The organism is Mycobacterium scrofulaceum (assembly GCF_001667885.1).
In the GTDB taxonomy this organism is placed as follows: domain Bacteria; phylum Actinomycetota; class Actinomycetes; order Mycobacteriales; family Mycobacteriaceae; genus Mycobacterium; species Mycobacterium scrofulaceum_C.
Window position 1 is genome coordinate 1 of record NZ_LZJW01000099.1, and the last position, 2,514, is coordinate 2,514.

4 protein-coding genes are annotated in these 2,514 nt (G+C 63.0%); 3 read left to right on the forward strand and 1 reads right to left on the reverse strand.

Going from position 1 to position 2,514, the window contains the following annotated elements; genetic code table 11:
- The 3 genes from A5681_RS15400 to A5681_RS15410 all read left to right on the forward strand — a co-directional run.
- Positions 1-327, forward strand: a 327-nt coding sequence (locus A5681_RS15400) for a glycosyltransferase (protein WP_419866327.1), incomplete at its 5' end; no start/stop codon positions are given.
- A 135-nt stretch (positions 328-462) separates the two neighbouring features.
- Complete coding sequence (locus tag A5681_RS15405) at positions 463-1,266, forward strand: TylF/MycF/NovP-related O-methyltransferase (protein ID WP_067276313.1); 804 nt, start codon at positions 463-465, stop codon at positions 1,264-1,266.
- 135 nt (positions 1,267-1,401) lie between these two features.
- Positions 1,402-2,205, forward strand: a complete 804-nt coding sequence (locus A5681_RS15410) for a class I SAM-dependent methyltransferase (protein ID WP_067276317.1) — start codon at positions 1,402-1,404, stop codon at positions 2,203-2,205.
- Between the two features lie 24 nt (positions 2,206-2,229).
- On the opposite strand, the gene A5681_RS26590 is transcribed toward A5681_RS15410, so the two are convergent.
- A partial coding sequence (locus A5681_RS26590; RefSeq protein ID WP_419866328.1) for a glycosyltransferase occupies positions 2,230-2,514 on the reverse strand: 285 nt, incomplete at its 5' end.

The following is a 2,514-nucleotide window of genomic DNA, read 5'->3' on the forward strand; positions in this document are numbered from 1 at the left end:
CACGGCGGCTCAGGTACCACGGCCGCGGGTCTGCGCGCCGGAATACCGACGCTGATTCTATGGACCGCGGGGGACCAGCCGTTCTGGGGATCCCACATCAAACAGCTGAAGGTGGGCACCTCCAGGCGGTTTTCGGCAAGCACCCGCGAAACCCTGGTCAAGGACCTGCGCAAGATCCTGGCCCCCGAGTACACCGCTCGCGCTCGCGAGCTCTCCAGCCGGATGAGCAAACCGTCCGAGAGCGTGGGCCGAGCCGTCGACCTCTTGGAGAAATTTGCCCGCTCAGGGCGGTGCGACCGCACCGCCGCGGCGGAGCGTCGTCACTGAGCAGCAGCGGTGAACCGGCATCCACGTTGGCAAGCATGGCCAAGTTGATGGATAGACTGCGAAACGCATTGAGCGCCTCGGCGATGCGTCTAGGCTCATGACCAGGATTATCGACTTGCGGATTAAGGGGCAACTTTGGCCGTGACTGATCACGACACGCGGTTTGCATACCTCGACTTGCTCCGACGCGACCTGACCAGGTACGGCAATGACGAGTTGGTGCCAGTGGGCTGGTACCGATTGGGACGCCCCTTGTTCAGCACCCGCAATCTCATGCTGGTGCGGAAGCGCCCATTCAATAAGCACGCACGCGACCTGGGCTTGGACTGGCCGGCGGACGCCTTGACGATGATCGGTATGCAGCGCCTGACCAGCCTTCAGCACTGCGTCGAGACGGTGCTCGAGGAGGACATCCCTGGCGACCTGGTCGAGTGTGGGGTGTGGCGTGGCGGCGCGTCGATCTTGATGCGCGCGGTGCTGGCCGCCTACGGGGACGAGAAGCGTTGCGTCTGGCTGTGCGATTCGTTCGCCGGCGTACCGCCACCGGATGTCGCGAATTACAAGCAAGACAAAGGGATTACGCTGCACCGCCACGCGCGCATCCTGGGAGTGCCGGAAAACGAAGTCAAAGCGAATTTCGAGCGTTACGGGTTGCTGGACGACCAGGTTCGGTTTGTTCCCGGCTGGTTCAAGGACACCCTGCAGGACGCGCCGATCGATCGCATCTCCGTGTTGCGGCTCGACGGCGACCTCTACGAATCCACCATCCAAGCACTCGATGCGCTTTATCCGCGGCTGTCGCCCGGAGGGTTCTGCATCGTCGACGACTATCACGCGATCAGGGCGTGCGAGCAAGCGGTGACGGATTATCGCGCGAAGCACGGCGTAACCTCGGAGATCGTCGAAATCGACGGCACCGGAGTGCTGTGGCGCAAGTAGCCAGTGCACGACCGCCCCGTTGAGGGCGTCCGATCCCACGAGCGAACTTCGTTCCCTGCCAAAGCTTTTGCTGATCAGGAACGTTGAATCGGTGAACCCGCCGCATTTGTCGCAGACGATCGATCCCCCAGTGCTATGGTTGCCGCCGTGGCAACTGGGCTGACAACCGGAACCCGCCTGCGGATGTGGTGGGTACGCACCGAGTACTGGCTCGCGCGGACCATCCTTCCCGACGTCTACGCCAACGACGCGCTGGTCACGTTCAACAACTATCACGCGTTCCTGGACGATCCGGACTTCCAGCGGGCCTATAGGCGCGGCGCCCGCTCGCTGGGCAAAGAGGATTGGTATCAGTGGCAGTGGCGCGTGCACGTGGGGCTGTGGGCGGCGGCCAGCGCCAGCAAGCTCGACGGCGACTTCGTCGAATGCGGCGTCAGCTATGGATTCTTGAGTAGCGCCATCATGGAATACCTGGATTGGGACCGGCTGGGCAAGACCTTCTACCTGCTGGACACCTTCGCCGGAATCGACCCACGCTTCGTCACCGAGAACGAACGCCAAGCCGGGGCATTGAAGATCAGCGAAGACCATCTGCGTAACGGAATGTACGCCAACGGAGTCGACAGTGTCCGCGCAAATTTCGCGGAGTGGCGCAATCATCGCATCATCGTCGGAGCGGTGCCGGAAACGCTCGAACAGGTCGACGCGGCCACCGTCGCCTACCTGCACATCGACATGAACTGCGCACCACCGGAAGTCGCCGCCCTGCGCTATTTCTGGCCGCGGCTCACGCCCGGTGCCTTCGTCCTGTTGGACGACTACGCGAATCGGGGACGTGACGAGCAGCGCGCCGCTATGGATTCCGTCGCGGACGAACTGGGCGTGAAGATCTGCGCGTTGCCTACGGGACAGGGCCTCCTGATCAAGCCGGCACGTTAAGAAAGTTCTTCGACCGGAACATATCTAGCGGGCGGCGCTCTCCAGGAGATCGGCGGCCCTCGCGATGCTCTCGGCGGGCGCGGTCATCCGACTGGCGAGTTCGCGGGCTCGAAGCGCATATTCCGGGGCCAGGATCTTGCGGAGGTCTGCGACCAGCGATCGCTCGCTGGTATCGGAGAATCGCCGAGCGGTGCCGACCTTGAGTCGTTTGACCTGATTTCCCCAATAAGGTTGGTCAGCCGAGCTCCAAAGAATCAAGGTGGGTATGCCGGCACGCAGGCTCGCGGCAGTGGTGCCCGAGCCGCCGTG